The organism is Paracoccus sp. SY (assembly GCF_002901215.1).
GTDB classification, from domain to species: domain Bacteria; phylum Pseudomonadota; class Alphaproteobacteria; order Rhodobacterales; family Rhodobacteraceae; genus Paracoccus; species Paracoccus acridae.
The window spans coordinates 1-802 of record NZ_NWMQ01000163.1 but is presented as its reverse complement, the minus strand read 5'-3'; the positions used below and the strand labels follow the sequence as shown (position 1 = coordinate 802).

Genomic DNA, 802 nt, shown 5'->3' with positions numbered 1-802 from the left:
GGCATCCAGGCCTATCAGGGCGCGATGCAGCACATGGACAGCTATGCCGACCGCAAGGCCAAGCTGGACGCGGCCATCGCCCAGGTGACGGACGCCGTCGAGGCGCTGAAGGCCGAGGGTCTGGAGCCCGAACTGGTCTCGGGCGGCGGCACCGGCAGCTATTACTTTGAAAGCAACTCGGGGGTCTACAACGAGCTGCAATGCGGCTCCTATGCCTTTATGGACGCGGATTACGGCCGCATCCACGATGCCGAGGGCAAGCGCATCGACCAGGGCGAATGGGAGAACGCGCTGTTCATCCTGACATCGGTGATGTCGCACGCCAAGCCGCATCTGGCGGTGGTGGATGCGGGGCTCAAGGCGCAGTCGGTCGACAGCGGGCTGCCCTTCATCCATGGCCGCGACGATGTGAAATACATCAAGTGCAGCGACGAGCATGGCGTGGTCCAGGACGACAACGGCGTCCTGAGGGTCAACGACAAGCTGCGGCTGGTGCCGGGCCATTGCGACCCGACCTGCAACGTCCATGACTGGTATGTGGGCGTCCGGAACGGCAAGGTCGAAACGCTGTGGCCGGTGTCGGCGCGCGGAAAGGCCTATTGATGTGGGTCGTTCCTGAAGGCGAGATCGCCGGCCTGATGACGCCCGAGGCCGCCTTCGACGCGGTCGAGGCGGTCTTCGCCGCCATGGCGCGCGGCGAGGCCCGCAACTTCCCCGTGGTGCGCGAGGCCCTGGGCCACGAGGACGCGCTTTACGGCTTCAAGGGCGGCTTCGACGGGGCCGGGCTGACGCTGGGCCTGAA

General features: G+C 66.1%; 2 pseudogenes. Both read left to right on the top strand.

Features of this window, described 5'->3' with window-relative positions:
* Window positions 1-603: pseudogene (locus CK944_RS22335) on the top strand (DSD1 family PLP-dependent enzyme); the annotation flags it as partial.
* A pseudogene (locus tag CK944_RS22330) lies at window positions 603-802 on the top strand (ornithine cyclodeaminase family protein); the annotation flags it as partial. The pseudogenes CK944_RS22335 and CK944_RS22330, both read left to right, overlap by 1 nt.